The organism is Pseudomonas sp. HB05 (assembly GCF_016756915.1).
GTDB lineage: Bacteria > Pseudomonadota > Gammaproteobacteria > Pseudomonadales > Pseudomonadaceae > Aquipseudomonas > Aquipseudomonas alvandae.
This window is the reverse complement of record NZ_JAESPG010000010.1, coordinates 1-26,799: the sequence shown is the minus strand read 5'-3', so window position 1 is coordinate 26,799 and position 26,799 is coordinate 1. Positions and strand designations below refer to the sequence as shown.

At 62.5% G+C, this 26,799-nt stretch carries 28 protein-coding genes and 1 pseudogene; 11 read left to right on the top strand and 18 right to left on the bottom strand.

Features of this window, described 5'->3' with window-relative positions; genetic code table 11:
* Positions 1-42: 42 nt before the first annotated feature.
* The 6 genes from JMN22_RS11605 to JMN22_RS11580 form a co-directional block, all read right to left on the bottom strand.
* On the bottom strand, positions 43-1,044 hold the full coding sequence (locus tag JMN22_RS11605; RefSeq protein WP_198796056.1) for a glycosyl transferase family protein: 1,002 nt from the start codon (positions 1,042-1,044) through the stop codon (positions 43-45).
* A complete protein-coding gene (locus tag JMN22_RS11600) occupies positions 1,041-1,376 on the bottom strand; it encodes a TusE/DsrC/DsvC family sulfur relay protein (RefSeq protein ID WP_030141349.1) in 336 nt (111 codons plus the stop codon). The genes JMN22_RS11605 and JMN22_RS11600 overlap by 4 nt, the downstream gene beginning before the upstream one ends.
* Entirely contained in the window at positions 1,373-1,666 is a 294-nt protein-coding gene (gene tusB, locus JMN22_RS11595; protein ID WP_030141350.1) for a sulfurtransferase complex subunit TusB, read from the bottom strand. Before tusB ends, JMN22_RS11600 begins: the two co-directional genes overlap by 4 nt.
* Positions 1,666-2,028 carry a sulfurtransferase complex subunit TusC gene (tusC, locus tag JMN22_RS11590; protein ID WP_198796057.1) on the bottom strand — a complete coding sequence of 121 codons (363 nt, stop codon included), beginning with the start codon at positions 2,026-2,028 and terminating at the stop codon, positions 1,666-1,668. Before tusC ends, tusB begins: the two co-directional genes overlap by 1 nt.
* Positions 2,028-2,420, bottom strand: coding sequence for a sulfurtransferase complex subunit TusD (gene tusD, locus JMN22_RS11585; protein ID WP_181287846.1), 393 nt, complete (start codon positions 2,418-2,420; stop codon positions 2,028-2,030). The genes tusC and tusD overlap by 1 nt, the downstream gene beginning before the upstream one ends.
* A gap of 236 nt (positions 2,421-2,656) precedes the next feature.
* On the bottom strand, positions 2,657-2,992 hold the full coding sequence (locus tag JMN22_RS11580; protein ID WP_030141353.1) for a DUF6388 family protein: 336 nt from the start codon (positions 2,990-2,992) through the stop codon (positions 2,657-2,659).
* A gap of 133 nt (positions 2,993-3,125) precedes the next feature.
* On the opposite strand from JMN22_RS11580, the gene JMN22_RS11575 reads away from it, so the two are divergent.
* Positions 3,126-3,476: a hypothetical protein gene (locus JMN22_RS11575; protein WP_030141354.1), complete on the top strand. Its 351-nt coding sequence runs from the start codon at positions 3,126-3,128 to the stop codon at positions 3,474-3,476.
* Positions 3,477-3,588: 112 nt separating this feature from the next.
* Here the strand turns inward: JMN22_RS11575 and JMN22_RS11570 are convergent, their stop codons facing one another.
* Positions 3,589-4,020 (bottom strand): GNAT family N-acetyltransferase, encoded by a 432-nt coding sequence (locus JMN22_RS11570; RefSeq protein ID WP_198796058.1) that lies wholly within the window; start codon positions 4,018-4,020, stop codon positions 3,589-3,591.
* A 165-nt stretch (positions 4,021-4,185) separates the two neighbouring features.
* Between JMN22_RS11570 and ggt the strand changes: the two genes are divergently transcribed.
* The 4 genes from ggt to JMN22_RS11550 all read left to right on the top strand — a co-directional run bounded on the left by ggt (position 4,186) and on the right by JMN22_RS11550 (position 8,527).
* Positions 4,186-5,913 (top strand): gamma-glutamyltransferase, encoded by a 1,728-nt coding sequence (gene ggt / locus JMN22_RS11565; RefSeq protein WP_030141356.1) that lies wholly within the window; start codon positions 4,186-4,188, stop codon positions 5,911-5,913.
* 18 nt (positions 5,914-5,931) lie between these two features.
* Positions 5,932-6,465 (top strand): cysteine hydrolase family protein, encoded by a 534-nt coding sequence (locus JMN22_RS11560; protein ID WP_030141357.1) that lies wholly within the window; start codon positions 5,932-5,934, stop codon positions 6,463-6,465.
* Positions 6,466-6,633: 168 nt separating this feature from the next.
* Complete coding sequence (locus tag JMN22_RS11555) at positions 6,634-7,860, top strand: helix-turn-helix domain-containing protein (protein WP_198796059.1); 1,227 nt, start codon at positions 6,634-6,636, stop codon at positions 7,858-7,860.
* A gap of 34 nt (positions 7,861-7,894) precedes the next feature.
* Positions 7,895-8,527 carry a Vgb family protein gene (locus tag JMN22_RS11550; protein WP_198796060.1) on the top strand — a complete coding sequence of 211 codons (633 nt, stop codon included), beginning with the start codon at positions 7,895-7,897 and terminating at the stop codon, positions 8,525-8,527.
* Positions 8,528-8,705: 178 nt separating this feature from the next.
* On the opposite strand, the gene JMN22_RS11545 is transcribed toward JMN22_RS11550, so the two are convergent.
* Together JMN22_RS11545 and JMN22_RS11540 are read right to left on the bottom strand one after the other, a co-directional pair.
* Complete coding sequence (locus JMN22_RS11545) at positions 8,706-9,569, bottom strand: CAP domain-containing protein (RefSeq protein ID WP_198796061.1); 864 nt, start codon at positions 9,567-9,569, stop codon at positions 8,706-8,708.
* A 250-nt stretch (positions 9,570-9,819) separates the two neighbouring features.
* On the bottom strand, positions 9,820-10,782 hold the full coding sequence (locus JMN22_RS11540) for an EamA family transporter (RefSeq protein WP_198796062.1): 963 nt from the start codon (positions 10,780-10,782) through the stop codon (positions 9,820-9,822).
* A 498-nt stretch (positions 10,783-11,280) separates the two neighbouring features.
* On the opposite strand from JMN22_RS11540, the gene JMN22_RS11535 reads away from it, so the two are divergent.
* On the top strand, positions 11,281-12,369 hold the full coding sequence (locus JMN22_RS11535; protein ID WP_198796063.1) for an SMP-30/gluconolactonase/LRE family protein: 1,089 nt from the start codon (positions 11,281-11,283) through the stop codon (positions 12,367-12,369).
* Positions 12,370-12,594: 225 nt separating this feature from the next.
* Here JMN22_RS11535 and JMN22_RS11530 read toward each other — a convergent pair whose 3' ends face one another.
* Entirely contained in the window at positions 12,595-13,035 is a 441-nt protein-coding gene (locus JMN22_RS11530; RefSeq protein WP_030141362.1) for a hotdog fold domain-containing protein, read from the bottom strand.
* 163 nt (positions 13,036-13,198) lie between these two features.
* Here JMN22_RS11530 and JMN22_RS11525 point away from each other — a divergent pair, with 163 nt between their 5' ends.
* On the top strand, positions 13,199-13,816 hold the full coding sequence (locus tag JMN22_RS11525) for a TetR/AcrR family transcriptional regulator (RefSeq protein WP_030141363.1): 618 nt from the start codon (positions 13,199-13,201) through the stop codon (positions 13,814-13,816).
* A 4-nt stretch (positions 13,817-13,820) separates the two neighbouring features.
* Here the strand turns inward: JMN22_RS11525 and JMN22_RS11520 are convergent, their stop codons facing one another.
* The 4 genes and pseudogenes from JMN22_RS11520 to JMN22_RS11505 form a co-directional block, all read right to left on the bottom strand.
* Positions 13,821-14,204: a DUF1850 domain-containing protein gene (locus tag JMN22_RS11520; RefSeq protein WP_030141364.1), complete on the bottom strand. Its 384-nt coding sequence runs from the start codon at positions 14,202-14,204 to the stop codon at positions 13,821-13,823.
* Positions 14,201-16,228 carry a TRAP transporter permease gene (locus JMN22_RS11515; protein ID WP_198796064.1) on the bottom strand — a complete coding sequence of 676 codons (2,028 nt, stop codon included), beginning with the start codon at positions 16,226-16,228 and terminating at the stop codon, positions 14,201-14,203. Before JMN22_RS11515 ends, JMN22_RS11520 begins: the two co-directional genes overlap by 4 nt.
* A gap of 79 nt (positions 16,229-16,307) precedes the next feature.
* Positions 16,308-17,262: pseudogene (locus JMN22_RS11510) on the bottom strand (TAXI family TRAP transporter solute-binding subunit).
* 255 nt (positions 17,263-17,517) lie between these two features.
* Positions 17,518-18,540, bottom strand: coding sequence for a LacI family DNA-binding transcriptional regulator (locus tag JMN22_RS11505; protein WP_198796065.1), 1,023 nt, complete (start codon positions 18,538-18,540; stop codon positions 17,518-17,520).
* 174 nt (positions 18,541-18,714) lie between these two features.
* On the opposite strand from JMN22_RS11505, the gene JMN22_RS11500 reads away from it, so the two are divergent.
* The 3 genes from JMN22_RS11500 (at position 18,715) to JMN22_RS11490 (ending at position 22,364) form a co-directional block, all read left to right on the top strand.
* On the top strand, positions 18,715-19,890 hold the full coding sequence (locus JMN22_RS11500; protein ID WP_033864575.1) for a Gfo/Idh/MocA family protein: 1,176 nt from the start codon (positions 18,715-18,717) through the stop codon (positions 19,888-19,890).
* A complete protein-coding gene (locus JMN22_RS11495; RefSeq protein ID WP_337248689.1) occupies positions 19,887-20,972 on the top strand; it encodes a sugar phosphate isomerase/epimerase family protein in 1,086 nt (361 codons plus the stop codon). Before JMN22_RS11500 ends, JMN22_RS11495 begins: the two co-directional genes overlap by 4 nt.
* Before the next feature lie 159 nt (positions 20,973-21,131).
* Positions 21,132-22,364 (top strand): nucleoside permease, encoded by a 1,233-nt coding sequence (locus JMN22_RS11490; RefSeq protein ID WP_198798348.1) that lies wholly within the window; start codon positions 21,132-21,134, stop codon positions 22,362-22,364.
* Positions 22,365-22,382: 18 nt separating this feature from the next.
* Here JMN22_RS11490 and JMN22_RS11485 read toward each other — a convergent pair whose 3' ends face one another.
* Positions 22,383-23,039: a polysaccharide lyase family 7 protein gene (locus tag JMN22_RS11485; protein ID WP_030141371.1), complete on the bottom strand. Its 657-nt coding sequence runs from the start codon at positions 23,037-23,039 to the stop codon at positions 22,383-22,385.
* A gap of 247 nt (positions 23,040-23,286) precedes the next feature.
* Here JMN22_RS11485 and JMN22_RS11480 point away from each other — a divergent pair, with 247 nt between their 5' ends.
* Positions 23,287-23,622, top strand: a complete 336-nt coding sequence (locus tag JMN22_RS11480) for a hypothetical protein (protein ID WP_030141372.1) — start codon at positions 23,287-23,289, stop codon at positions 23,620-23,622.
* Between the two features lie 99 nt (positions 23,623-23,721).
* Here JMN22_RS11480 and JMN22_RS11475 read toward each other — a convergent pair whose 3' ends face one another.
* From JMN22_RS11475 to JMN22_RS11465, 3 genes are all read right to left on the bottom strand, one after another.
* On the bottom strand, positions 23,722-25,485 hold the full coding sequence (locus JMN22_RS11475; protein ID WP_198798347.1) for an L-lactate permease: 1,764 nt from the start codon (positions 25,483-25,485) through the stop codon (positions 23,722-23,724).
* A gap of 231 nt (positions 25,486-25,716) precedes the next feature.
* The gene (locus JMN22_RS11470; protein ID WP_030141374.1) at positions 25,717-26,052 is read right to left on the bottom strand and encodes a DUF6124 family protein; all 336 of its coding nucleotides are present in this window, start codon (positions 26,050-26,052) and stop codon (positions 25,717-25,719) included.
* A 510-nt stretch (positions 26,053-26,562) separates the two neighbouring features.
* A partial coding sequence (locus JMN22_RS11465) for a DUF6124 family protein (protein ID WP_202334972.1) occupies positions 26,563-26,799 on the bottom strand: 237 nt, incomplete at its 5' end.

Genomic DNA, 26,799 nt, shown 5'->3' with positions numbered 1-26,799 from the left:
AGGTTCGAACTAATAGCGCAAAGGTTGGGCGCTGATGATCGATTAAATCGATCTGTCTCGGGCATGCCAGTACTGGCGTGCCTTGTCGAACGCTTCGTCGCGAGTATCGCCCAGGCCGCGCAAGGCCAGGGCCATGGTAGCGATCAGCGCCAGTTGCGGGTAACTGTCTTCGATGTCGCCACGCCAGATCGCTTTCAAATGCTCGGGATCAAGACTCTCCGGTTTGACGTGGCGTTGCTCGGACAGGCGCGGCCATTCCTCATCCCAACTGCTGCCGCCAGTGGTGCCGTACAAATGGCTGTCGGCGTCCGGATTGATCTCGATCTCGCCGCCGTCGCCCTTGATCACGATGGCGGTGTCGCCCAGCAAGCCGCTGGCCCCGCGGTGCACGGCCTGGTAGCCCGGATGAAAGATGCTTTGCAGCCCGCAGCGTGCGGCCAACGGGTTGAGGATCCGCGCCAGGGAATGGATCGGCGAGCGCAGGCCCAGGGTGTTGCGCAGGTCAATCATGCGCTGCATCTGCGGTGCCCAGTCCACCAGCGGCATGAAGGCCAGGCCGCCGTGGTCCAGTGCGGTGCCGACCTGCTGCCAGTCGCGGCACAAGGGGATGCTCAAGAAGCCCAGCAGTTGCTCGGTGTAGAGCCGGCCCGCCGTGTGGGCCCCGCCGCCGTGCATGAAGATGCGCACGCCGTTTTGTCCGAGGCATTTCGCGGCCAGCAGATACCAGGGCAGATGACGCTTCTTGCCGGCGTAGGTTGGCCAGTCGAGGTCCACCGCCAATGTCGGCACCTCCAGGCGCTGACGCAGGGCGTCGGTGAAGCCGGCCATTTCCTCGGCGCTTTCTTCCTTGTGCCGCAACAGCATCAGGAACGCACCCAGCTGGGTTTCTTCAACCTGCTCGTCGAGCACCATGCCCATGGCTTCCCGCGCTTCTTCACGGGTCAGGTTGCGGGCGCCACGCTTGCCTTTGCCAAGAATGCGCACGAACTGGGCGAACGGGTGCTCGGCGGGGGTTTCAAGGGTCAGTGCTGGGAAGTCGGTCATAGGCAATTCGTCGGTTTGGGCAGGCCCGCCAGCTTGGCGGCGAGTTTGGCGGGAGTGCCTTTGAACAATCGGTTCAGGTGCAGGCTGTTGCCTTTGTCCGGCCCCAGTTTCAGCGCGGTGTACTTGATCAGCGGCCGGGTAGCGGGGGACAGCTGGAATTCATCGTAGAAGGCCCGCAGCAGTTCGAGGATTTCCCAATGTTCGGGGCTCAGCTCGATGTCTTCGGCAGTGGCCAAGGCGGTGGCGACGTCGGCGGACCAGTCATTGAGATCGGTCAAATAGCCATCTTTGTCCAGCGCAATGCCGCGCTCGCCTACGGTCAGGGTCTTCATAGCCAGGTGTTGACCTTGTCATGCTGGATCGACAGTTCGACGAAGCCTGGATAATCGATGGCCTCGGCCCAGTCCGGAACAGGCAAGGCGCGGGCCTGTGCGTCTTCGGTCAGGACGAACACTTTGCAGCCGCTGGCGTGCAGCGTGGAGAACGGCGCGGTACCGGGTTGCAGCGCGTAGGCCGCGTCGCCGCACAGCAGCAGCGCGTCGTGAGTGCCCAGGATCCGCAGGCAACTGGCGAGACGGCTGTCGCCGAAGGGGGAATGAGACAACACATGCAAGGTCGACATCAGAGGGTGATCACCTGGTCATAGCGGTCAATGAGCGCGGCGATGTCCGCTGCGCCCAATACGTTCAGGTCGTCCAGCGCCAGGGCATCGACAGCGAGACCGCGTTCGGCGGCGCTGTCGGCGCAGACAAACAGGTCGTCGACGCCAAACATCGGCAATGCCTGCAAGTTGGCGCTCAGGTCCTTTTGCTGGACAACCTTGGCGTGCTGTCCGGCGGCGAGCTGGAACACGCCGTCATCGAGAAACAACAGGCCGATGGGCAGGTCGAACGCGCCGCCGGCCAAGACGATGTCCAGCGCTTCCCGGGCGCCGGGGCCGGACCAAGGTGCTTGGCGGCTGATGAGCAACAAGGACTTGGCCATCACGCGCCTCCAAAACAGATCAAGCGGTCGGCGTCCTGGATCGCATCGTGCAACTGGCCCAGCCCGGACAACGCCCAGGGCGCTTCGACACTGGCCGCCGAACGCTGGTAGCGCTGGGCTTCTTCCGCGTTCAAGACGCCACGGCGCAACGCCGCCGCGATGCACACCACGCCGTCGAGCTGATGCTCGCTGACGAAGGCGCGCCATTGCTGGGGCAGGTCTTGTTCGTCCTGAGGCGTGACGACGCTGTTGGCGGCGTTGTAGACGCCGTCCTGATAGAAAAACAGCCGCACGATTTCATGCCCTGCGGCCAGCGCTGCCTGGGCAAACAGCAAGGCGCGGCGCGAGGAGGGCGCGTGAGCGGCGGAAAACAGCGCGATGGCGAACTTCATGACGGACCCGATCAGCAAAACTGCGGCCATGATAATGCTTTATGGGCGAGGGGGCGATTACAGGTCTTCCAAAACAGAACCCAGATGTACTCATTGTGGCGAGGGGATTTATCCCCGCTGGGGCGCGCAGCGGCCCCTCTTTAGGTCGCTGTGGTTTGCCTGATACACCGCGTTGGCACATCCGGGGGCTGCTTCGCAGCCCAGCGGGGATAAATCCCCTCGCCACAGCGGGTTGTTCAGCTTTGGCTTTCGAGGCCATACAGCTCGCAATACTCTGCCCATTCCATCCCCGCCATTTCCGCCACTTCCTTGTGCACTTCCATGCGTTGGGCCTGGTAGTCCTCGGCTGAGTCGGTCGTTAGCAACAGCGTCAGTTCCCAGGCGAACAACCCGACGCTTTCGGCCTCGGCTTCGAATGCTTCATGCAACCGCTCGGCGCGGTATTGCGCGGCGGTTTCGCCCTTGGCCTGGGCCAGCAGCGGGTTGAGGTTGTCCAGTTCGTCGCGCAGCTCGGGGCGTTCGTCGAGGAAGATCTGCAGGGCTCGTTCGTGTTGCTGTTCGGTTGTCGCCATGGTCGCTCCTTGGTCGATAAGCCAACAGGTTGCGCGAATCGATAGCCGTTGTCGCGTGCAAATTTCGGTAAAGCCGCACGGCAACAGGGGGCGCAATGCTACAGTCCGTTTTTTTTCTCGATGAGTGAATGCGATGCGAATGCTGATGGTGGCCGTGGCCGCGACCCTGCTGGCCGGCTGCGCGGGTTCGGCGATGGAACAAGCCCGGACCCAAGCCCCCTACAAGACCCTGGCCTCCGACAAGCCGCAGCAGAATGTCGCCGAGTGCGTGAAGTTTGCCTGGGAAGATGAAGCGGTGTTTGGTGTCGATGCCGGCGCCTACTTGCAACCGGGCAAGAATGGCGGCTCGACGGTGTACACCCGCTCGGCCGAATCGTTTGTCGATCTGCAAGCCAGTGCCACGGGTACGGCGTTGAGTTACTACGCCAAGCATGACGATTTTGTCGCCAAGCGCCGGTTGGCGGCGTTGGCGACGTGTCTCTAGGCACCCAAACCACTGTGGGAGCGAGCTTGCTCGCGATGGGTTTTATCTTCTTGCGTGGCAGTTGACTGATCCACCGCTATCGCGAGCAAGCTCGCTCCCACAGGGGGGAGTTTCAATTTTCGGAATCCAGGCGCTTCTGGAAGAAGAAACGCTGATGCCCCGGTGGATAGTCCTCGATCTTGCCGCACTCGGTGAAACCATGCCTGCGGTAGAAGTCCGGGGCCTGGAAGTCGAAGGTGTCGAGCCAGATGCCCACGCAATCCTTTTCCCTGGCCAGCTGTTCGGCCATCTGCATCAATTCCGAGCCTGTGCCCTGACCCCGGGCCTGTTCAGGCAAGACCAGCAACTCGATATAGAGCCAACGAAAAAATACTCGGCCGTATAGTCCGCCGACGATTTCGTCGTGCTCGTCGCGCACCAGCCAGGCGACCGGTTCTGGCGCGCTTCCGCCTGTCTGGGCGATGTTATAGGCCCGCAGTGGCGCGAGGATGGCCTGGCGTTGTTCATCGGTTGGAGCGTCCGTGCGTTCGATTCGCAGCGTCATCAGTGATGTCCTTGTGCATTGGGATGATCAAGCGCAGTGAGCCTATCCCAAGGACGACGATGACGTAAGTCGCTCGACGGGAAACGGGCACATTGCGCAAACCGAGCCATACTCGTCTGTGCTTTTGAAGCGATCCCGACCCTTAAAACAAGAAGAGACCGACTCATGAAGTTCGAATCCCTGGCCCGGACCCTCATCGCCACCTCGCTCTCCCTCTGCTGTCTGACTGCCCACGCTGCGTCCCAAGCCCCGGTTGCCGCGGAGAACGGCATGGTGGTGACCGCCCAGCACCTAGCGACCCACGTTGGCGTCGATGTGCTCAAGAGCGGTGGCAATGCGGTGGATGCGGCAGTGGCGGTGGGCTATGCCCTGGCGGTGGTCTACCCGGCGGCGGGCAACCTCGGTGGTGGCGGTTTCATGACCTTGCAGATGGCCGATGGCCGCAAGACTTTCCTGGACTTCCGTGAAAAAGCGCCCCTGGCCGCCACGGCGGACATGTACCTGGACAAGGACGGCAACGTCATCCCCGAACTCAGCACGCGCGGCCATCTGGCGGTAGGCGTGCCCGGCACCGTCTCCGGCATGGAACTGGCGCTGAAGAAATATGGCAGCAAACCCCGGGCGGAATTGATCGCGCCGGCCATCAAGTTCGCCGAGGACGGTTTTGTCTTGGAGCAGGGGGATGTCGATCTGCTGGAAACCGCCACCGATGTGTTCAAGAAGGATGCGCGTGATTCCGGCGCGATCTTCCTGCACAACGGCGAGCCGATGCAGGCCGGCCAGAAACTGGTGCAGAAGGACCTCGCCAAGACGCTACGGGAAATCTCCACCAAGGGCGCCGATGGTTTCTACAAAGGTTGGGTCGCCGACGCTATCGTCACGTCCAGCCAAGCCAACAAAGGCATCATCACCCAGGCTGACCTGGACAAGTACAAGACCCGCGAACTGGCACCGGTGGAGTGCGATTATCGCGGCTACCACATCATCTCCGCGCCGCCACCCAGCTCCGGCGGCGTGGTGCTGTGCCAGATTATGAACATCCTCGACGGCTACCCGATGAAAGACCTGGGTTTCCACTCGGCACAGGGCATGCACTACCAGATCGAAGCCATGCGTCACGCCTACGTCGATCGCAACAGCTACCTGGGCGATCCGGATTTCGTGCAGAACCCCATCGACCACCTGCTGGACAAGAACTACGCGGCGAAGCTGCGTGCGGCGATCGAGCCGCAGAAAGCCGGTGACTCGAAACAAATCAAACCCGGCGTGGCCCCCCATGAGGGCAGCAACACTACCCATTATTCGATCGTCGACAAGTGGGGCAACGCCGTCTCCGTCACCTACACCCTCAACGACTGGTTCGGCGCTGGCGTGATGGCGAGCAAGACCGGAGTGATCCTCAACGACGAAATGGATGATTTCACCGCCAAGGTCGGCGTGCCCAACATGTACGGCCTGGTGCAGGGCGAAGCCAACGCCATCGCGCCGGGCAAGGCGCCGCTGTCGTCCATGAGCCCGACCATCGTCACCAAGGACGGCAAGACCGTGATGGTCGTCGGGACCCCGGGCGGCAGCCGCATCATCACGGCAACCTTGCTGACCATCCTCAACGTGATCGACTACGGCATGAACCTGCAGGAAGCGGTGGATGCGCCGCGCTTCCATCAACAGTGGATGCCGGAGGAAACCAACCTGGAAACCTTCGCCGCCAGCCCCGATACGCTCAAGCTGCTGGAGAGCTGGGGGCATAAGTTTGCCGGGCCACAGGATCCGAACCACATCGCCGCGATCCTGGTGGGCGCGCCGTCATTGGGCGGCAAGCCGGTGGGCAAGAACCGCTTCTACGGCGCTAACGATCCACGCCGCAACACCGGATTGTCGTTGGGCTACTGACCATTCGAAGAGGGAAACATGAGCACCGCATTACTGATTATCGATGTCCAGGAGGGGTTGTGTGCTGGCGAGGAGGAATGCTTCGACAGCCAGCGCCTGGTCCAGACCATCAACGACCTCAGCGCCAGGGCGCGGGCTGTCGACCTGCCGGTGATCCTGGTCCAGCATGAAGAGCTGGACGGTTCGCTGGCACATGGCAGTGCCGCCTGGCAATTGGCCGGCGGCCTGCTCACCGGACCTGATGACTTGCGGGTGCGCAAGACCACGCCGGACGCGTTCTACCAGACCGACCTGCTGGCGCTGTTGCAAGCCCGGAGCATCGATCGCGTGGTGATCTGCGGGCTGCAAACCGACTATTGCATCAACGCGACCGTGCGCCAGGCCCATGCCCTGGGGTACGAAGTGGTCCTGGCCGCCGACGCCCATTCGACGGTGGACAACGGCAGCATGACGGCGGAGCAGATCATCGCCAATCATAACCATCGACTGGGGCGGTTGAGCAGTGCGGTGTCGCGGATCGATGTGATGCCGGCGGCCAAGATCCGCCTTTGATTCAAAACCAGCGAACGCTCAGGTCAACTCTGTGGCGAGGGGATTTATCCCCGTTGGGCTGCAAAGCAGCCCCAGCTGTGCCTGTCACTGCGGTGTAGCAGTCGGGATACAGGGGGCCGCTTCGCGACCCAACGGGGATAAATCCCCTCGCCACAGGGAGCTGCGGGAATGGTAACGGATCTTATGATCACCACAGCAGCGCGCGCATTGGCGGCGGGGGACCCGGTGGCCGCGCTCAATCGTGTCGCCTTGCGCAATGATGCCCCGGCCCTCGCGCTTCGTGGCATTGCCATGGCCCAGTTGGGAGAGCTGGAAAAAGCCAAGGGCCTGATGCGGCGGGCCGGTTTGGCCTTCGGGCCCAGGGAGGCCATGGCGCGGGCGCGGTGCGTCGTCGCCGAGGCTGAAATTGCCCTGGCTTCCCGTGACCTCGCCTGGCCGATGAAGCGCCTCGACGCCGCTCGGTCGGTGCTCGAAACCCAAGGCGATCGAGCGAACGCGGGCCATGCGCGGACCCTTGAAATTCGCCGGTCGTTGTTGATGGGCCGGCTCGACGAGGCCGAGCTCAAACTCGTCGAGCTGGACCTTGACGGCCTGCCTTTGGCGTCCCGGGCGGCTTGCGAATTGGCGACCGCCGGCATTGCCATGCGACGACTGCAGGCGCAGACCGCCCGCGCTGCCCTTGAACGGGCCGGGCACGCCGCACGGCAAGCGGGCATTGGCGCGTTGAACGCTGAAATCGAAAGCGCCTGGCAAATGCTGCGTATGCCCGCCGCGCGCCTGATGGCCCGAGGCGAAGAGCGCTTGTTGCCACTCGAAGAGGTGCAAGCCCTGTTGGGCGGCGCGGCGCTGGTGGTGGATGCCTGCCGATATGCGGTCGGCAACGCAGGCCGCCAGATTTCACTTGCCCGGCGCCCGGTGCTGTTTGCCCTGGCCCGCGAACTGGCTCAAGCCTGGCCCGACGACGCCTCGCGGGAAGTGCTCATGACCCAGGCCTTTGGCTTGAAGTTGACGGACGACTCCCACCGCGCCCGGCTGCGGGTCGAGATGGGACGGTTGCGCGAGGCGCTGCGTCCAGTGGCCGACGTTGTCGCGACGCGGCGCGGTTTTATCCTGAAGCCACGCCATGCCGACGAGATCCAGGTACTGGCGCATGTCGTCGAGCAACCCTGCGGGGCGGTGCTGGCGCTGTTGGCGGATGGAGAAGCCTGGTCCAGCTCGGCCCTCGCGTTGGCCCTGGGCACAAGCCAGCGCAGTGTGCAGCGAGCCTTGGAAACCCTTGCGGCCAATGGCAAGGCGCAGTCGTTCGGTCGCGCCAGGGCCCGGCGCTGGACGGCGCCACCGATGCCCGGATTCGCGACGGTATTGTTACTCACTGCGCTGCCGTTCGATGGCTAGGATGCAATCACACCCACCGATGAGGCGATGTGAGATGAAACGTTCAGAGGCACAAATCCTGCGTGAATACGGCCCGTTTCCAGGCGTCGACTGCGTGCACGGCGTGAGCCATGACGGCGAGCGCGTCTGGTTCGCCTCGGGCGAAAAGCTGCACGCCCTCGATCCCGCCAGTGGCCAGACCGTGCAGTCCCTTGATGTTCCAGCGAATGCGGGCACGGCATTCGACGGTCAGCATCTGTTCCAGATTGCCGGCGACAGCATCCGCAAGATCGATCCGCGCACCGGCCAGGTAGTGGCGACGATCCCGGCGCCCAACAGTGGTGATGACTCCGGCCTGGCATGGGCCGAAGGTTCACTTTGGGTCGGTCAGTACAAGGCGCGCAAGATCCTGCAGATCGACCCGGCCGACGGCAGGATTCTGCGCACGATCGAATCCAATCGCTTCGTCACGGGCGTGACTTGGGTCGATGGCGAGCTGTGGCATGGCACCTGGGAAGATGATGAAAGCGACCTGCGGCGTATCGATCCGCAAACGGCGCAAGTGCTGGAAAGCGTGACGATGCCGCCGGGGATCGGCGTGTCGGGGCTGGAGTCCGATGGTGCGGACCGGTTCTTTTGTGGTGGGGGCGGCAGCGGCAAGGTGAGGGCGGTGCGTCGGCCGGTTTGAGGGCTGGCCAAGTTCAGTATCTGAAATACCGCATTTGTGGCGAGGGGATTTATCCCCGCTGGGGCGCGCAGCGGCCCCTCTTCCCTCACGGCCCGACACACCGAGCACTGGTTCAGGGGGCTGCTCCGCAGCCCAGCGGGGATAAATCCCCTCGCCACAATGATGTCTGCCTATTGGCTTATGGCGCGCCAAGCACCATCGTCCAGTACACCCCCGCATCACTGCTCGGATCGCTGGCGGATGCGGCGCCCATCTGGGTAAACATCGGGTTCATCAGGTTGGCGCAATGCCCGGGGCTGGCGAGCCAGTCGCCCATGGCCTGGCTCGGCGAGCGTTGTCCGGCGGCGATATTTTCGCCCAGCTTATGTCCGCGAAAGCCGGCGCCCTTGGCCCGGTCGGATGTGGAGCGACCGTCCGGGTCGCGATGGGCGAAATAATTACCCCGGGCCATGGCGCGGCTATGCCCGAGGGCAGCGGTACCCAGGGCGGCGTTCCAGCTCAACGGCCGAGCGGCGGCAAAGCGCTGGCGCCCGCACATCCGTGGCTTGGCCCTGGCGGCGTTGACCTGGGCCAGCAGCGTCTTGTCCGGCGCGCCCGCATCGCTCATTCGCGTGCTGCCCCCCATGGGCTGCGCCAACACCACACGCCACTCGTCACCGACCCGATTGACGCCGATATCGGCGTACCGATTGTCCAGCAGCGCCGCGCAATGCTCGTCTGCGAGCATTTCCAACGCTTCGTCGGCGTCCCGTGCGTCGGTCAGGCGAATGCTGCGCACCTCGCGGGCTTGATAACCCACATCCTTCAGTGCGTCGCGCAGTCCGCCACGGAAACCGATCGGCAACGCCAGGTCCGAGCGCAGTACCAAGGGGGGCGCGGCGCGCAACCTTCGCCAGTCACACCGTTGGGACTGGCTGCGGTAATCGTTGATAGCGCTCGCCAGTTGCCCTTCGCCCCGGGCATGGGCCGGGCTGGCGAGGAGAGAAGACAGGATCGTGAGGCACAGCGAAGCGAAACGGCGAGAGCGAACAGGATGGCGCATGGGGCGAACGGCTCGGGAGGGAATTGCCTTGACGCCAGAACGGCGCCGGTCAGCCCTGGATGCATCGTTCAGGGCTGGGGTAGGACTGCGGCTTTTGAAACTAGTTTCAGAGCTGGCAAACACTTAAATCCCTGGACCCACACAGCCCTCTGTGGCGAGGGAGCTTGCTCCCGCTGGGTTGCGCAGCAGCCCCGGTTTTTGCGACCGCTTCGCGCTCGAGCGGGAGCAAGCTCCCTCGCCACAAAGGCATTCAGTTGTGAGCTTCCACCGGCGCCTTGACCCGCTCGACCTTGCGCCACGTCAGCAACACGATGCCGGTCACCACGATCGCGCCGCCCAGGATCTGCCCTGGATTGAGCATCTGGTCCAGTACCAGCCAGCCGATCAGCAGGGTCGCCAGTGGTTCGATGTTCATCACCGGGGCGTTGCGCGGCATGTCCAGGCGCGGCACGCACATGAACAAGACGATGAAGCCGGTGCCGTAAAGCACCATCAGGGTGGCGAGCGCCAGCCAGCCGGTGCTGCTGGCGGGGAAGTCAAGGCCGCCGGGCAGGGCCCCGGTGAGGCCGGCGAGGTTGACGCTGCTGAACACAATGAAAATCGTCAGCAGGCTGCGTACTGAGCCGCGCACCTGGGACAACTTGTGATCGGTGATCCACAACGCGCACGCGAAGACACACGCGGCGCAGAACGCCAGGCCAACCCCCAGCAGCCATTGCGGGCCGACATCCGCCTGGGACGCCAACCGCGTCGGCACCTCCAGCACGAATACTAGGCCCACCAGGATCAAGCCCATCAGCGTTGCGGTACGGGCAGTCGGGCGCGGGCCGCCGAGGGCCCAGGTCAACAGGGCCAGGAGAATCGGGAAGACGTTGCCCACCAACAGAGCCAGCGCCACCGGCACCCGGGCCACGGCGGAATACAGGCACAGGCTTTGGGCGCCGATCAGCAGGCCCAACGCCAACTGCCAGCGCCAGGCGCCGGGCGGCAGGCGCAAGCTCTGGCGTTGCCACAACACCATCGCCGCCAATACCAGCAACGTCCCGCCCGAGCGCAGCAGGATCGCCAGCAACACGCCGGCCCCGTCATCGAACGCCGCCCGCGCGGCGACATGGTTGCCAGCGAAGGCGCAGCCCATGCAAAGCAGAATGAGCACGGCGATGGGGCGGGGGAATGGAATGGGAACATTGGATGCGGCGATGGAGCGGGTCATGGCAGGACGTCTCAAAAGGAGGGCGCGAAACAAGCCCTATTAGCGTAATGCTGCTCACTTAAGAAAAAGGGGGGCCCGTGGCGAGGGAGCTTGCTCCCGCTCGGCTGCGAAGCGGCCGTAAAACCGGCGAATGCGGTGTATATAAAACTCCGCATTCAGCAGTTTTGGGGCCGCTTCGCGACCCAGCGGGAGCAAGCTCCCTCGCCACAGGTTGTTAGACGATCTTGAGTGAGCAGCGTCAGCCCTTTAGCGGGCTTTTGATTTTGTTGTCGTACAACTGAGTCGAATTTTTACCGTATATGGCGAGCGCTAACAAGCCTGTCGGAAAACGCTTCTTGGTTTCAGTGTCAGGTTATATGCCGCGTTCAAGCCGATTTCGGCTTTTTCTACGCCGTGAAGGCCGCTGCCAAGCAACAACTGTATTTTTGATCTTGTACGATGTCCTATCAGAGAGTAAAACAAACGTCCCCGTCCAATAATAATTAACGGAGACGTACGATGGATGCTTCGCAACCTGCAACCGCCGATCAGGGGCGCCGGATCTTCCTGAAGAAATCCCTGGTGGTCTCGGCCGCCGCCGCGACACTTGGAAACCTGTCCGGCCTGGCCCAGGCCGAGCCGCTGAGCCAGCGCTATCCAGACCCCCTGATCAATATCCTCGACCCCAGCTTCATGGACTTGCGCATCTTCAACGCCAGCGTCGAGAAGCTCGCCAGCGGCTTGCGCTGGGCGGAAGGGCCGGTATGGATCGGCGACGGTCGCTACCTGCTGGTCAGTGACATTCCCAACAACCGCATCGTGCGTTGGGATGAAGTAACCGGTGGCTTGTCGGTGTACCGCGAGAACTCGAACTTCTCCAACGGCATGTGCCGCGATCGCCAGGGGCGGTTGCTGGTCTGCGAAGGTTCGACCACGACGAGCGAAGGTCGGCGCATCACGCGCACCGAACCCAACGGCACCATCACCGTGCTGGCCGACAGTTTCGACGGCAAGCCGTTGAATTCGCCCAACGACATCGTCTGCAAGCGGGACGGCTCGATCTGGTTCACCGATCCACCGTTCCAGACCGGCAACAATTATGAAGGGCACAAAGTCACCCCGGCGCAGCCTCACGCGGTCTACCGCATCGACGGCCAGACCGGCAAGCTCAGCCGTGTAATCGACGATTTGGCGGGGCCCAACGGCCTGTGCTTTTCCCCGGACGAAAAAACCCTCTACGTAGTCGAAGGCCGGGCCAAGCCCAACCGTTTGATCTGGGCGATCACGGTCAAGGATGACGGCACCCTGGGGGAGCGGCGCAAGCACATCGAAGGGCTGGACTACGCGGCCATCGATGGGATCAAGTGCGACGAGAGCGGCAACCTCTGGTGCGGTTGGGGCGGGAATGGCGATCCCAAGGCCGACCTGGAAAAACTCGACGGCGTGCGGGTGTTCAACCCCGAGGGCAAGGCTATCGGGCACATCTCGTTGCCGGAACGCTGCCCGAACATCTGCTTCGGCGGGCGAGAAGGCAACCGGCTGTTCATGGCCGGCAGCCACTCGCTGTACTCGTTGTTCGTGAACACCCGGGGGGCGACGTTCGCCTGACCAAAAAATAGGCTCAGCAACGTCTCTCAGTGAGTCGAGCACCTGTTTTGTGGCGAGGGGATTTATCCCCGCTGGGCTGCGAAGCAGCCCTCAAACCAGGCAACTCGGTGTGCCAGGAATATTGAGTTCACAGGTTTGGGGCTGCTGCGCAGCCCAGCGGGGATAAATCCCCTCGCCACGATTTTCACAATCATTGGATAGAGGGCGTCCTGGACGCCCTCTGCCTCAACCCAGCTTCACGTTCATGGTGATCTGCGCCGTGAACACCTTCTTGCCTTCCACGTCATGAATGTCCACCGGCACGATCTTGTCGCCTTCGGTCTGCCAGTCCACCTCGTCGCCATTCGCAACCGCCGTCACATCGCTCTTGGCCTTGGCCAGGTATTGCACGCTCATCCCTTTGGGAATCCAGCGGGCGCCTTCCGGAATGGAAACGTTGGTCATCATGCCCGCAGCCAACTCGGCGGCGTTGCACATGGCGATCGCGTGGACTGTTCCCAGGTGATTGGTGATTTCCTTGCGAAACGGCACCTGCACGGTCGCCGCGCCCTGGCGCAACTCTGTGACCAGAGGGTTGATGGTGGAAAAGTACGGCGCCATCTGACAGGCCATTTTGCTGAAGGCGTCCGGACCTGCGCTGTTGAACATACCGAGAACCTGATTCATGTGAAGCCTCGCTGACGAGTGATTTTGCGGAATGATGTTCTTTTACAGAATAATGTTCTGTAACGGAACGGTATTCTGTTGGTGGCGAATCTGTCAAGCTGTGCTCACTTCATCACGGGCAACCCAGCGCCCGGTCCATCCAACGAACCGGTTAATGCCAAGCATGGAAACAGCAGATTTACTCGAACGCGCCTTCCCCGGCAGAAGGGCCGAGCTCAAGCGCGATATCTTTCGCAAGGCCCTGGCGCTGTTCAACGAGCAGGGCATCGAGGCGACCACCATTGAAATGATCCGCACCGAATGCCAGACCAGCGTCGGCGCGATCTACCATCATTTCGGCAACAAGGAAGGCTTGGTGGCGGCGCTGTTCTTCACCGCCCTGGAGGATCAGGCGCGTTTGCGCGAGCAATATCTGTCCCAGGCGACAACCGCCGAACAGGGCGTGCAAGCGTTGATCTACAGCTACGTTGATTGGGTGGACAGCCAGCCCGAATGGGCGCGTTTCCAGTATCACGCGCGCTTTGCGGTAACCAAGGGACCGTTCAAGGACGAGCTCGCCAGCCGCAACACCTCACGTAACGGTCAACTGTGGCAGTGGCTGAGCGCCGCAGAGCAGGGCGAGGCGCTCAAGCGCTATCCCGCCGAGTTGATGTTCTCGCTGATCATCGGCGCGGCTGAAAGTTATTGCCGGGCATGGCTGGCGGGGCGAGTGCCCTCCAGTCCGAAGATTCACCGGGAATTATTGGCGCAAGCAGCGTGGCGCTCCATCAGCGCTGACTGAGCGATTACAGCGGGCAACTCCACAATTCCACGGCCGGTTGTTGCGCATCGGGCGGCCCCAGCCAATGCGCCATCGGCTGGCAAACGCCGGCATGACACAGCTGATAGTCGCCGGCCTGGGGTGTGCGGCCGAGCTTCAGCGGTTGCAGCGGCGGCAGTTCGCGGTGGTATCGCCAACTGCCGTTTTCCAGCCGAGCGCCCTCGGGTATTTCCATGCCGGCGCCGTTGCCCTTGACCCTGGCCTCACCCAGGATCAGGCCCTGTTCGCTGACCCGATAATCCTCCTCCCAACGGATCTTCTCGATGGTGTGGTTCCAGGCCAGCGTGAACTCGCTGAGTTCAAGGTGTGCCCAGACCACGCCGGACAAGCCCAGGCACAAGCCAATCACGCCAAGGCTCGCCCGACACGTCGTGAGCGCCAGACGTGCTGGAAAATCAGCAGCGCACCCAGCACGAAGCCGATCTCATCGGTCAGGGGCAGGGCAACCACCAGCATCGCGCCGGCGGCAAAACACATCAGGCGTTCCCAGACCGGCATTTTCTGTTGCAGGTATCCAGTGGAAGCCATCCCCCAGAGCCCGACGGCCAACAACGTCTTGACCACCATGTACGCCGTCATCCACAGATTGTCGCCCTGCAGCATCAACGCCGGGTTGTACACAGTCATGAATGGAATGACGAAGCCGGCGAGGGCGATGCGCACCGCCCAGAAGCTGATCTTCAGGCCGCTCTCCCTGGCGATGGGCGCGGCGGCGAAGCAGGCCAGGGCCACTGGCGGGGTCAGGTCGGCGAGGATGCCGAAATAGAACACGAACATGTGCGACACGATCAGCGGCACGCCAAGTTCCAGCAGCGCGGGCGCGGCAATCGAGCTGGTAATGATGTAGTTCGGGATGGTCGGGATGCCCATGCCCAGCACCAGGCAGGTGAGCATGGTCAGCAGCAGCGACAGGAACAGGTTGTCCTTGCCGATCGCCAGGATATAGCCGGCGAACGTGGACGCCACGCCCGTCAGCGAGACCACGGCGATGATGGTGCCGACCAAGGCGCAGGCGATCCCTACCGGAACGGCGTGCCGGGCGCCGTCCACCAAGGCGTGCAGGCAGACGACCAGGGTTTCCCGGGTGCCTTTCATGAACCAGCAGGCCACCACCAGCACGCCGATCACCGCGAATACGATGCCGATACCGAGCCGGAAGAACCCGACGCAAAGGATGCCCAGCGCGACCCAGAAGGCGCAGCGCAAGGCGTAGTTCGACACTTTGAGAATGATCGCCGAGCCGAGGATCACGATGGCCGTCAGCGCCAGCCCGACCATGCCGGAGAACAGCGGCGTGCGGCCGGAAAAGAGCAGGTAGACCAGAACGGCCAATGGGATCAGCAGGAACCAGCTCTCCTTGACCGCGCCCCAGGCGCTCGGGCATTGGTCCTTGGGCAGGCCCTTGAGGTCGGAGCGCTTGGCTTCCAAGTGAACCATCCAGAACACCGAGCCGAAATACAGGCACGCCGGAATCAGCGCGGCCTTGGCGATCTCCACGAACGGCACGTTGATGGTCTCGGCCATGATGAACGCCACCGCGCCCATCACCGGCGGCATGATCTGGCTGCCCATGCTCGACGTCGCTTCCACGCCGCCGGCGAACGCGGCCTTGTAGCCAAAGCGTTTCATCAGCGGAATGGTGAACTGGCCGGTGGTCACGACGTTGGCGATGCCCGAGCCGGTGATGGTGCCCATCAGCGCCGACGACACCACGGACACCTTCGCCGGGCCGCCCAGCTTGTGGCCGAACAGGCCCATGGCAAAATCCGTGAACAGCTTGATCATGCCGGCCTTTTCCAGGAACGCGCCGAACAGGATGAACAGGAAGATGTAGGTGGCCGATACATAGGTCGGCGTGCCGTACAGGCCTTCGGTGCCGAAGGCCAATTGGTTGATGATTTGATCGACGCCGTAGCCGCGATGGGCCAGTTCGCCTGGCAAGTGTTCGCCGAACAGGCCATAGGCGAGAAAGAGGCCGCAGATGATCGGCAAGGCGATGCCCATCACCCGCCGCGCCGCCTCGAACACCAGCACGATCAGCATGACGCCGATGACCATGTCCGCGGTCGTCAGGTCGCCGGAACGCTGGATCAGGTCGGCCTCGAACACCCATTGATAGAGCGCCGTCGCCACGCTCGCCAGGCTCAAGGCCCAGGCCAAGGGCTGCCAGGGCCGTTGCTTGCCGTGGGCCGGGTAGCTCAAAAACACCACCCACAGCAAAAAGCCCACATGCACTGCCCGCAGTACGATGCTGGACACCGGTGAAAAGGCCGCCGTGATGATCTGGAATATGGAAAACAGCAACGCCACGTAGAACAGCGTCTTGGGCCAGTCCCGCGGGTCCGTGGCGATGCCGTGCTGGTCTTCACTCATGAGATGCCTGCCTGTTGTCGACGTGCGGATGCGAAACGCAATGCTGCAACGGCGACGGGCGCCGTTGCAGTGCCAAGGGCTACAGCGCGCCCACTTCCTTGTAGTAGCGCTCGGCACCGGGGTGCAGGGCGATCGGCAGGTTCTTCGCGGCGTTTTTCAACGTGATGTCCTTGGCCGCCGAGTGGGAGGTGCCCAGGCGGGGGAGGTTGTCGAACAGCAGCTTGGTCATCTGATAGGCCACTTCGTCCGGGACATCCGCGTGGGTTACCAGGATATTGGTGATGGCCACGGTGGGCACGGCATCCGCCTGGCCGTCGTAGGTGTTGGCGGGGATCATGGCGCTCTGGTAGGCCGGGTTGCCGATCTTCTGTACCACGTCAGTGGGAATCGACACGTAGTTCAATTTCATCGTCGACGCCAGGTCACGAATGGCGGCCATGCCCAGGCCGGAGGATTGCAGGGTGGCGTCCAGTTGGCGGTTCTTGATCAGGTCCACCGATTCGGCGAAGGGCAGGTATTGGACCTTCATATCGTTGTAGGTCAGGCCGGCGGCCTTGAAGATCGCCCGGGCGTTGAGTTCGGTGCCGGATTTCGCCGCGCCGACGGAAACGGTCTTGCCCTTGAGGTCCGCGAGGGTCTTGATCCCCGATTCTTCGCTGGCGACGATCTGGATGTAATTGGGGTAGGCGCCGGCAATCGCCCGCAGCTTGGTCAGCGGGGCCTTGAAGCCGGCATCTTCCACACCGTTTTTCGCATCGGCCACCGAATCGCCCAAGGCCAGCGCCAGCTCCCCACGCCCGGCTTGCAGCAGGTTGAGGTTTTCCACCGAAGCCTTGGTGGCCTGTACCGATGTCTTGGAACCTTCGATGCCGCTGCTGTAGATCTGGGAAAGCCCGACGCCGATCGGGTAATACACACCGCTGGTGCCGCCGGTCAGGATGTTGATAAACACCGGGGGGGGCAGCTTGGGCGGTGGCGGCGACCGCCAAGGTTGCGGCGGCGGCCAGGAGGGTGAAGCGCTTGTTGACTCGCATTGAGGACTCTCCGTCTTGTTATGGCTTTATGCAGAGTCTTTCCACTGTAGTCGAAACAAGGGTATTGGGTGGTGGCGAGTAAGCACGAGCAAAGAACTTTCGTAATCAGTTTGATTCGGGGCCGCTTCGCGCCCCAGCGGGAGCAAGCTCCCTCGCCACAAAAGCAATCTCGCCTAGCCGGAGGTATGCGCTCAGTAGCAGATATCCCCGTGGCGAGGGAGCTTGCTCCCGCTGGCGCGCGCAGCGGCCCTGGTCTTAGCGGTCTGGCTCGGAACGGAAACCTACCAGGGGAGCCGAACTGCCCCGCACGGTCAACTCGAACGGCAGCAGCACATGCCGCTGCGTGATGGGGCGCTTCTCGATCAAGGCAATCAGCATCTCCACGGCTTTGTGACCAAAAGTTTCTGCCGGTTGGGAAATGGTCGTCAACGGCGGATCGCAATACGCGGCGAACGGAATGTCGTCAAAACCCACCAGGGAAATATCCTCGGGCACCCGCAGGCCCATCTGCTTGATGCGCTTGAGCGCGCCGATGGCCATTTCGTCGTTCTCGCAGAACAGCGCGCTGGGGCGCTCGGCCAGTGTGAGCATCGTCCCGGCGCCGTCGTAGCCGGCCTTGAGGGTGAAGTCGCCGTGGCAGACCAATTCAGGATCGAGGGCGATACCGGCGTTGCCCAAGGCATCTTGGTAACCGGCCACGCGGTCGAGGGTCAGCGGGCTGCTGCGCGGGCCCTTGATGATGCCGATGCGACGATGGCCGAGTCCGATCAAATGCTCGGTCATGGCGCGCGCGGCACCGCGGTTGTCCAGGCTGATGGTCGGGTAGGGCGCGTCCTTGACCACCTCGCAGGCGTTGACCAGGGGCAGCGCGTCGGTGCCGGGAGGCAATGAGACAAAGGGGTCGCTGGCGCGCAACTGGATCACGCCGTCGGCCTGATGGGCGTAGACCAGCGCGGCGAATTCCTGCTCGATGGCTTCGCGGCCCTGGGTGTCGCACAGCAGTAGCCGATAGCCGGCCGCTTGCGCCGCTTGTTGGGCGCCGCTGATGACCCGGGCGAAAAACGTGTTGGCGATTGTCGGCACGAGAATCACCAGGTTGCCGGTGCGCCGGGAGCGAAACTGCACCGCCATCAGGTTCGGTCGATAGCCGGCCTGGAGCACCGCTGCGTTGACCTTGTCCCGGGTCTCGGGCAGCACGCGTTCGGGAGATTTCAGTGTTCTGGACACCGTGGCCACCGACACGCCGGCCAGCCGGGCCACTTCACGGATGTTGGACAAGGGCACCTCGATTCGGCGCCTGGCGACCCAGGCATGGCGGCGAGCTTACCGCAGGTTTGTCGCCCGACACATCTCAAGCCTGTTCCATAGCGTTTGACAGGCGACAAAACCAAGCCTAGATTCCCGTCATGATGTAACCGGTTACATCATCGATCCGGACAGAAGAGAATCGCGATGAATCCTGTAGCACCGAAAATAAGAATGGGCTTCGTCGGCGGTGGGGAGGGCGCATTCATCGGCCAGGCCCATCGTCAGGCCGCGGGCCTGGACGGCGGTTTCGAGCTGGTGTGCGGCGCGTTCAGTCGCGACCCTCATAACAACCGGCAGACCGGCGCGGCGTTGGGGCTGGCGGCATCGCGTTGTTACCACGACTGGCAACAGATGCTCGACGACGAAGCGCTGCTGCCGCTGGATCAGCGCATGGAATTGCTGGTGATCGTCACGCCTAATCACCTCCACGCACCGATTGCCAGCCAAGCGCTGAAGGCCGGCTTCCACGTGTTCAGCGAGAAGCCCGCCGCGCTGAATCTCAAGGAGTTGCTGGCCTTGAGGGACGTGCTGCAAGACAGTCGTTGCCTCTACGGCCTGGCCCACACTTACCTGGGCTATCCCATGGTCTGGCAGGCCCGGGAAATGGTGCGTTCGGGGGTGATCGGTCGGGTGCGCAAAGTGTTCGTCGAGTATCCCCAAGGCTGGCTCAGCCAGGACGTCGCCGCCCAGGGCAACAAGCAGGCCGAATGGCGCGATGATCCGGCCCGGTCTGGCTTGGGTGGTTGCATCGGCGACATTGGCACCCACGCGTTTTCCCTGGCCGAGTTCGTCGCGGACCAACCGATCCAGCAGCTATGCGCCGCGTTGGGCAGCCATGTTCCGGGGCGGCAGTTGGACGATGACGCCGCGATGCTATTCAAGATGGAGGGCGGCGCTAGCGGCGTGTTGCTCGCCAGCCAGGTCTGCACCGGTGAAGAAAACCCGCTGAAGATTCGCGTCTATGGCGACAAAGGCGCGCTGGAGTGGCGCCAGGAAGCACCGTCGAGCCTGATCCATCGCGCCTTCGACCAACCGCTGCGCGTCCTGCGCAGTGGTGTCGGCCAGCCTTGGCTGTGTGAAGCGGCGACTCGGCGGATGCGTCTGCCAGCGGGGCATCCGGAGGGTTATCTGGAGGCGATGGCCAACCTCTACGGCGATTTCGCCCAGGCCATTCGTGCCCGGGTCGAAGGCCCTGATGTGCCGGGCGTACCTGGCATCGAAACCGGTTTACGCGGCATGGCGTTTATCGAGGCCGCCATCATCAATCACCGTGGCGAGGCGAAGTGGACCGCGCTGGAAACCGGAGAATCGCAGCTGTGAAGACTCTCGACCAAACATCGCGCGGCCTGCGCGGGCCGGCGATTTTCCTGGCGCAGTTCATGGCCGACGAAGCGCCGTTCGACAGCTTGGCGAATATCGCCCGATGGGCCGCTTCGCAGGGCTACAAAGCCATCCAGGTGCCGACGCTGGGCACGCGTTACATCGACTTGGCCCGGGCCGCCGAGAGCCAGGCCTATTGCGACGAACTCAAGGCCACGTGCGCAGCGGCCGGCGTCGAGATCAGCGAATTGTCGACGCACTTGCAAGGCCAATTGGTGGCGGTGCATCCGGCGTTCGATGCGTTGTTTGACGACTTCGCCCCGGCCCACCTGCGCGGCCAGCCCCAGGCGCGTACCGAGTGGGCCATCGAGCAACTGAAGCTGGCCGCCCGCGCCAGCCAGCGCCTGGGCCTCAAGGCCCACGCGACGTTTTCCGGTGCGTTGCTGTGGCCGTACATCTACCCGTGGCCGCAGCGCCCCTCGGGCCTGGTCGAGCAAGGCTTTGCCGAACTGGCCCGGCGCTGGCGGCCGATCCTCGATTGCTTCGATGCGGCGGGCGTGGACCTGTGCTACGAAATCCACCCCGGCGAAGACCTGCACGACGGCGCCTCGTTCGAGCGCTTCCTCGAGGCGGTCGACCATCATCCACGGGCCGCGATTCTCTACGATCCCAGCCACTTGTTGCTGCAACAGATGGATTACCTGGGCTTCATCGACCGCTACCACGCGCGCATCCGCATGTTCCACGTCAAGGACGCCGAGTTTCGCCCCGACGCCCGCTCCGGTGTCTATGGCGGCTACCAGGGCTGGGTGGATCGCCCGGGCCGGTTCCGTTCCCTCGGCGATGGGCAGATCGATTTCAAGGCGATTTTCAGCAAGCTGACCCAATACGGCTTTGATGGCTGGGCGGTGCTGGAGTGGGAGTGCTGCCTGAAGGATTCGCAACAGGGCGCGGCCGAGGGCGCGGCGTTCATCCAGCGGCACATGATCAACAAGACGGCCAAGGCGTTCGATGATTTTGCCGGAGTCACGGCGGATGAGGCATCCAACCGGCGGTTGTTGGGGTTGCCCCCAATGCGATGACGTAACCCTTGTGGCGAGGGGATTTATCCCCGCTGGGCTGCGCAGCCGCCCCCCAAATTTTTGCGGTCGCTTCGCAACCGAGCGGGGATAAATCCCCTCGCCACAAAGTGCTCTAAACGAGGCTTCAAATTTCACAAGAACAACAAGACGGTGACAGCCATGACCACGATAAACGCACGCCTCAGCGTGATGATGTTCCTGCAGTTCTTTATCTGGGGTGGCTGGTTCGTCACCCTCGGCACGTTCCTGTCCAGCACGCTGCAAGCCAGTGGCGGGCAGGTCGGCATGGCCTTCGCCACCCAGTCCTGGGGGGCGATCATCGCGCCGTTCGTGATCGGCCTGATCGCCGATCGCTACTTCAACGCCGAGCGCATCCTGGCGGTGTTGCACCTGGTGGGCGCGGTGTTGCTGTATCAGCTTTATTCGGCGTTGGATTTCGGCGCGTTCTACCCCTTCGTGCTGGCCTACATGGTGATCTACATGCCGACGCTGGCCCTGGTCAATTCCGTGGCCTTCCGGCAAATGCGCGACCCGGCGCTGGAGTTCTCACGCATCCGGGTCTGGGGCACCCTGGGCTGGATCGCCGCGGGCGTGGTGATCAGCTTCGTGTTCGCCTGGGATTCGCGCGAGGCGATTGCATCCGGTGGCTTGCGCAACACCTTCCTGATGGCGGCCATCGCCTCGCTGGTCCTCGGACTCTACAGTTTCACGCTCCCCGCCACGGCACCGCTCAAGGAGCAGGCGAGTGCGAGCGGCATCAAGCAATCCCTGGGGCTCGATGCGTTGGGCCTGCTCAAGGATCGCAGCTACCTAGTGTTCTTCATCGCCTCGATCCTGATCTGCATCCCCCTGGCGTTTTATTACCAGAACGCCAATCCCTTCCTGGCCGAAACCGGCATGACCAACCCGACGGCGAAAATGGCCATCGGGCAGGTGTCCGAGGTGCTGTTCATGTTGCTGTTGCCGCTGTTCATCCAGCGCTTCGGCATCAAGTTGGCGCTACTGGTGGGGATGTTGGCGTGGGCGTTGCGCTACGTGCTGTTTGCCTACGGCGACAACGGCGAGCTGGCGTTCATGTTGTTCATCGGCATCGCCCTGCACGGCATCTGCTACGACTTCTTTTTTGTCTCGGGGCAGGTCTACACCGACGCCAAGGCGCCGAAACACCTGCGCAGCTCAGCCCAGGGCTTGATCACCCTGGCGACTTATGGCGTGGGGATGTTGATCGGTTTCTGGGTGGCGGGGCAGGTGACCGATCATTTCGTGGTGGAAGGCGGCCATGATTGGAAAAGCATCTGGCTGTTCCCGGCCGGTTTTGCGCTGGTGGTGTTCGTGGGTTTCCTGTTGACCTTCAGTGGTCGTCAAGCGGCCGTGGCACCGTCCAAGGCGTAAATGTGGGAAGAGCGTCAGTCACTTGTGACTGGCGCTCAGCTTGGTGTAGGTCACTTTCCCGCCTTCGTTGGAATAACCCTTGTTGTCCAGCGTGTAGACGCCGGCCTTGAAATAGAAGTCGTAGCCGTACCAGGACTTGTCCAGCTTCACCTGTTTGCCGCTGCTGCCGATCAGCATCGTGAGCTGGCCTTGCTTGTCCATTTGCAACGTGTAGGAGAAGGATTTGTTCAACGGCACCTTGGGCACGGTGTAGATCACCGGGCTCTTTTTGTCGTTGGGCTTGACCCGGTATTCCACGTCAATGTTGCCGGTGCCCTTTTCGTAGCGGTAAACCAGTTTCAACAACGGCGTCGGGGCATTCTTGGCGTGAATCTGCGCCACCACCACACGGCCTTCCGACGGCACCTGGTTGACCGACAGTTCGCCCTTGAGTGTGTTGGTGCCGCTGTTGTAGCGCCAATTGCGATGCTTCCCATCCTTGCTGGTTTCCCGCAGTTCGGAACGCGGGAATTTGCTGTTACCGGTATGGGAGCCGGTGACGGGCGCCCAGAAGACGATCCGCTGGCCGTTATTGTCGAAATATTTGTTTTTCAAACTTGGCATGGCTTTGGTCGCCACGACCTGCGCGGGCGTTTGCACCGGCAGGGTAACGCTCCAGACTGTTACGTCGATCATGATGAAACCCTCCAACGGGACCGGCCGTTACCTGGCGGTCGTCAAGACAAGAAACTGCCTTCCGTGGCGTAGTTTTCATGCTATCGACGCGAGTCTGTTTCGCTGGAGGCGCACCTGACGAATGGCTCTGCCATGGGCCTTTCGAGCCCTGAAATGGGCAGAGGATGTTGTGTCATTTTATTGCTGATCGGTTAGAGTACGCGCCGCCCGAGAGATGGATCCCGGGCGTTTATCCATGGAGCCTCAAATGAACCACATCAGCAAAGTTGTCGCCGGCGCACTGTTCGGCCTGGTCCTGGCGGGTTGCACCGGCACCCCGATGAAGACCCAGCAGTACGACAGCAGCCAATACACCGTCGTCGGTCACAGCGAAGCCAAGGCCACCGGCCTGCTGCTGTTCGGCGTGATCCCGATCCGCCAGAACAACCGTTTCGTCCGTGCCCAGACCGCGGCAATCCAGGCCAAGGGCGGCGACGCCATGATCAACACCCAAGTCCAGGAAAACTGGTTCTGGGCCTGGGTCCTGACCGGCTACACCACCTCGGTGTCCGGTGATGTGGTCAAGCTGAAGAACGTTCAGTAATACCCTGCTAGAAAGGCAAGCCTACCGGCTGTAAAGGCTTGCCTGTGGCGAGGGGATAAATCCCCTCGCCACAACAACCCGATCATGCCCGGTCCTCGGTCAACGTCCGCCCACCACCATGTGACTGAACGGCGCCACATACGCCTGCAACGTCACCAGCCCGCCCACCAGGATCGCCAGCACCACCGAGTGGAAAAACACATAGCGCAGGATTTCCCCTTCGTGGCCGTACCAGCGGGTTGCGGTCGAGGCGACCACGATCGATTGGGCGTCGACCATCTTGCCCATCACCCCGCCTGAACTGTTCGCGGCAGCCATCAACACCGGGCTGATTCCCAGTTGTTCCGCCGTGACCCGCTGCAATCCGCCAAACAGCACGTTGGAAGCCGTGTCCGAACCGGTCAGTGCCACGCCGAGCCAGCCCAGCAGCGTGCCGAACATCGGGTAGAAAATGCCCGTCGCGGCGAACGCCAGGCCCATGGTCGCGTCCAGGCCCGAATAACGCGTCAGAAAGCCCAACGCCAACATCGCCACGATGGTGATCAATGAATAGCGCACCACCCATAACGTTCGCAGGTATTGGCGCACCAGTTGCGGGATCGAATAGCCCATCAGCAAGCCGCCGAGAACCGCCGCCAAGAAGATGCCGCTGCCGGTGGCGGTGAACCAGTTGAATTTGTAGACCGCTTCCTCGGTTTTAGGCTGGGGCACCACGGGCGGGACCTTTTCGATCTGCTGGTGGATGGTGCCGAAGGTCAGCAGGGGCGAGAAGATCGGATTGGCTTCGCGCATCGGTTTGCCCTGTGGGTCGAGCTTGGCCGATTGCGTCTGCGGGTCGATGGCCGGGCGGGTGTCGAAGATGTTCTTGAAGCCCTGGGTGCCCCAGGCAAACACGAACACCGTGAGGATGATCCACGGCATCCAGGCGCGCAGCACGGCGGGACGGGCATCATTGGCAAACGCGGCGCTGGCGACCGGCGCCTGTGCTTCGCTGGCGTCGATCTTCGAATCATCGTGTCGGCCCGACAGCGCTGCGGAGGTATGTATCGTGGCCGGTTTCCAGACCTTGATGAACCCGGTGAGGCACGCCATGGAGATCAGCGCGGCGATCACGTCCACCAGCATCGGCCCGTGGAAGTTCGACACCAGAAACTGCGGGATGGCGAAGCTGACGCCGGCCACCAGGATCGCCGGCCAGATCTCCAGCATCTTGCGCCAGCCGGCGAACGCCCAGATCAGCCAGAACGGCACGATCACCGAGAAGAACGGCAACTGCCGACCGACCATCATCGACAGCTCCATTTCATCGAGCCCGGTGACCTTGGCGAGGGTGATGATCGGCGTGCCCAGGGCGCCGAACGCCACGGGGGCGGTGTTGGCGATCAACGCCAGGCCCGAGGCGGCCAGCGGCGAAAAGCCCAGCCCGATCAGGATCGCGCCAGTCACCGCCACCGGCGTGCCGAAACCCGCCGCGCCTTCGAAGAACGCGCCAAAACAAAAGGCGATCAACAGCAGCTGCAAGCGGCGGTCATCGGTGATGCGCGCCAGGGAATCCTGCAGGACCTTGAACGAACCGTTCTCGGTGGTCAGCCGGTGCAGGAAGATGATGTTGAGCACGATCCAACCGATGGGCAGCAGCCCGTTGGCCGCACCATAAAGCGCCGCCGAACCGGCCATGTTGGCCGGCATGCCGAAGGCAAAAATCGCGATGAGCAACGCCGAGGCCAGGGCGTACAGCGCCGCGAGGTGCGCCTTGACATGAAAGAATGCCAGGGACGCCAGCATCACCACCACCGGAACCGCCGCCAGGAACGTCGACAGCACCGCATTACCGAAGGGATCGTAGACTTGTTGCCAGACCATGTTCCACCTCTGCTTTTTATTGTTGGAAGTGCAGGCCCCGGGGGGATTGGCAGAGAAGTATAGGCGGGGATTTGTCCCTGGATTGCACGCAACTCCCTTTGTGGCGAGGGGATTTATCCCCGCTGGGTGGCGAAGCCGCCCCAAAATTTATGCATTGGCAAAAAACTTGGGACTGCTGCGCAGTCCAGCGGGGATGAATCCCCTCGCCACAAAGGGGATGTGCAACGGCGGCTAGCGCGCTTCGACGTTGTCCAGCGCACGGTTGGCCAGCATTGCGCCCATTTCGATCAGTTGCAGGATGCCCAGCGCAACGTGTCGTCGCGAACTGTCCAGGTCGAACGCCAGGTCATTGATCATCGCATTGGCCGAGGCGAGGGTTTCGCTGAGGTTGGCGAGCAGGGCTTCGTTGCCCACGCCGTTGATCACGGTGAACAGTTGACTGGGGTCGGGTGTTGGTTTGCTGGGTTTGGGCTTGAGGTAGTAATCGAGGGCGCGGTCGGCGGCTTCGTCGAATGCCTTCGCGTCGGCTGGATCGGTGTCGGGAGGATTCGGGGTTACTTTGAACATAGATGAAACTCCAGATAAGAAATTGGAGCCATCATCCTCGCTACCAAACGAAGGGTGGTGGCCATACGAAGGTTGGTAGACCGGTTACCTGGCAACCCGGCGCGTCCGAGGACGCCCTGCGCATGACCACCATAAGACAGAGGTTGTAGAAGTCCCCTGCATGAGGCTGCACTTGCACCAGAAAGCCGGGCTACCAAACCCGATCGCTGATTTTCAGCGACCGAGCAACAGTAAAGCCCGGCCCCAAGACGCACAAGCCGGCGGATTCTGGCGTAGTTGTAGGTAACGGCGCAAGACGACGTAGCCCTAACGCGAAGGATCCTACAACCGAATAAACACAGCCCGCTGCCGGACCGGGAATCTGGGTTAACCCAAAACCCGTGGCGAGGGAGCTTGCTCCCGCTGGACTGCGTAGCAGGCCCAAGTTTTTTGCTGATGCAGAAATTTGGAGCGGCTTCGCCACCCAGCGGGAGCAAGCTCCCTCGCCACAGGGGTGATGTGCAGCGGCGGCTAGCGCGCTTCGACGTTGTCCAGCGCACGGTTGGCCAGCATTGCGCCCATTTCGATCAGTTGCAGGATGCCCAGCGCAACGTGTCGTCGCGAACTGTCCAGGTCGAACGCCAGGTCATTGATCATCGCATTGGCCGAGGCGAGGGTTTCGCTGAGGTTGGCGAGCAGGGCTTCGTTGCCCACGCCGTTGATCACGGTGAACAGTTGACTGGGGTCGGGTGTTGGTTTGCTGGGTTT

Coding starts and splice junctions, on each gene's coding strand:
- JMN22_RS11605 (WP_198796056.1), bottom strand. CDS start 1,044: ATGACCGACTTCCCAGCACTGACCCTTGAAACCCCCGCCGAGCACCCG.
- JMN22_RS11600 (WP_030141349.1), bottom strand. CDS start 1,376: ATGAAGACCCTGACCGTAGGCGAGCGCGGCATTGCGCTGGACAAAGAT.
- tusB (WP_030141350.1), bottom strand. CDS start 1,666: ATGTCGACCTTGCATGTGTTGTCTCATTCCCCCTTCGGCGACAGCCGT.
- tusC (WP_198796057.1), bottom strand. CDS start 2,028: ATGGCCAAGTCCTTGTTGCTCATCAGCCGCCAAGCACCTTGGTCCGGC.
- tusD (WP_181287846.1), bottom strand. CDS start 2,420: ATGAAGTTCGCCATCGCGCTGTTTTCCGCCGCTCACGCGCCCTCCTCG.
- JMN22_RS11580 (WP_030141353.1), bottom strand. CDS start 2,992: ATGGCGACAACCGAACAGCAACACGAACGAGCCCTGCAGATCTTCCTC.
- JMN22_RS11575 (WP_030141354.1), top strand. CDS start 3,126: ATGCGAATGCTGATGGTGGCCGTGGCCGCGACCCTGCTGGCCGGCTGC.
- JMN22_RS11570 (WP_198796058.1), bottom strand. CDS start 4,020: ATGACGCTGCGAATCGAACGCACGGACGCTCCAACCGATGAACAACGC.
- ggt (WP_030141356.1), top strand. CDS start 4,186: ATGAAGTTCGAATCCCTGGCCCGGACCCTCATCGCCACCTCGCTCTCC.
- JMN22_RS11560 (WP_030141357.1), top strand. CDS start 5,932: ATGAGCACCGCATTACTGATTATCGATGTCCAGGAGGGGTTGTGTGCT.
- JMN22_RS11555 (WP_198796059.1), top strand. CDS start 6,634: ATGGTAACGGATCTTATGATCACCACAGCAGCGCGCGCATTGGCGGCG.
- JMN22_RS11550 (WP_198796060.1), top strand. CDS start 7,895: ATGAAACGTTCAGAGGCACAAATCCTGCGTGAATACGGCCCGTTTCCA.
- JMN22_RS11545 (WP_198796061.1), bottom strand. CDS start 9,569: ATGCGCCATCCTGTTCGCTCTCGCCGTTTCGCTTCGCTGTGCCTCACG.
- JMN22_RS11540 (WP_198796062.1), bottom strand. CDS start 10,782: ATGACCCGCTCCATCGCCGCATCCAATGTTCCCATTCCATTCCCCCGC.
- JMN22_RS11535 (WP_198796063.1), top strand. CDS start 11,281: ATGGATGCTTCGCAACCTGCAACCGCCGATCAGGGGCGCCGGATCTTC.
- JMN22_RS11530 (WP_030141362.1), bottom strand. CDS start 13,035: ATGAATCAGGTTCTCGGTATGTTCAACAGCGCAGGTCCGGACGCCTTC.
- JMN22_RS11525 (WP_030141363.1), top strand. CDS start 13,199: ATGGAAACAGCAGATTTACTCGAACGCGCCTTCCCCGGCAGAAGGGCC.
- JMN22_RS11515 (WP_198796064.1), bottom strand. CDS start 16,228: ATGAGTGAAGACCAGCACGGCATCGCCACGGACCCGCGGGACTGGCCC.
- JMN22_RS11500 (WP_033864575.1), top strand. CDS start 18,715: ATGAATCCTGTAGCACCGAAAATAAGAATGGGCTTCGTCGGCGGTGGG.
- JMN22_RS11490 (WP_198798348.1), top strand. CDS start 21,132: ATGACCACGATAAACGCACGCCTCAGCGTGATGATGTTCCTGCAGTTC.
- JMN22_RS11485 (WP_030141371.1), bottom strand. CDS start 23,039: ATGATCGACGTAACAGTCTGGAGCGTTACCCTGCCGGTGCAAACGCCC.
- JMN22_RS11480 (WP_030141372.1), top strand. CDS start 23,287: ATGAACCACATCAGCAAAGTTGTCGCCGGCGCACTGTTCGGCCTGGTC.
- JMN22_RS11475 (WP_198798347.1), bottom strand. CDS start 25,485: ATGGTCTGGCAACAAGTCTACGATCCCTTCGGTAATGCGGTGCTGTCG.
- JMN22_RS11470 (WP_030141374.1), bottom strand. CDS start 26,052: ATGTTCAAAGTAACCCCGAATCCTCCCGACACCGATCCAGCCGACGCG.